This is a genomic window from Corynebacterium sp. HMSC05E07 (assembly GCF_001807225.1).
In the GTDB taxonomy this organism is placed as follows: Bacteria; Actinomycetota; Actinomycetes; order Mycobacteriales; family Mycobacteriaceae; genus Corynebacterium; species Corynebacterium singulare.
The window spans coordinates 1-560 of sequence record NZ_KV788203.1; the positions used below are offsets into that span (position 1 = coordinate 1).

Annotated in this window: 1 pseudogene; it reads right to left on the reverse strand. The window is 60.9% G+C overall.

Annotated features, from left to right (window positions below):
- Positions 1 to 417, reverse strand: a pseudogene (locus HMPREF3149_RS01625) (IS21 family transposase); the annotation flags it as partial.
- Between the last annotated feature and the right edge of the window lie 143 nt (positions 418 to 560).

Sequence of the window (560 nt, forward strand, 5' to 3'; positions counted from 1 at the left end):
ATGCCCTGGCGCGTGAGTGATCCGGGCGGTAAGCCCGGCCGCATCGACATGGGAGGCAACCAGCTGGCGGAACCGGTCGTAGCTGTAGTGCCGCTGGCCCGGCTGGGCGGGGGTGGTGGTGTAGCGAGCCCACAATACTTGCAGTGTCTGCTTCGCACGCCCTGTGCGTGCTTTAACGACCGCGTCAAAGTCAATCGGGACGAATTCGCCTTGCCCGCTGGTGCGTTTATCAACGAATATCTCGTCCAGCTCGTCATTCGTCAACGCCGCGACCTGCTGGGCAGTGGTCAAACCAAGGCGTCGCAGCGCTTGGTTCGCTCGGGAAATCGCGCGGTGCGAGCACCCGAGCTGGTCTTCAATCTGGCGGTAAGAACGCTTCCCTAAAAGCAGCGTCATCACCGCACGGTAATCCGTCATCAGCGGACTCCTTCCAGTACACGCCGCACCCGAGTGGTGCGGCTACCGGAAGTATCACCCCGAGCGCGCTGAACTGCTACCAGATACTCACTGAAGCGCTACCAGATAGTCACGACACTGCTACCAAATAGCCGGTCGCAACA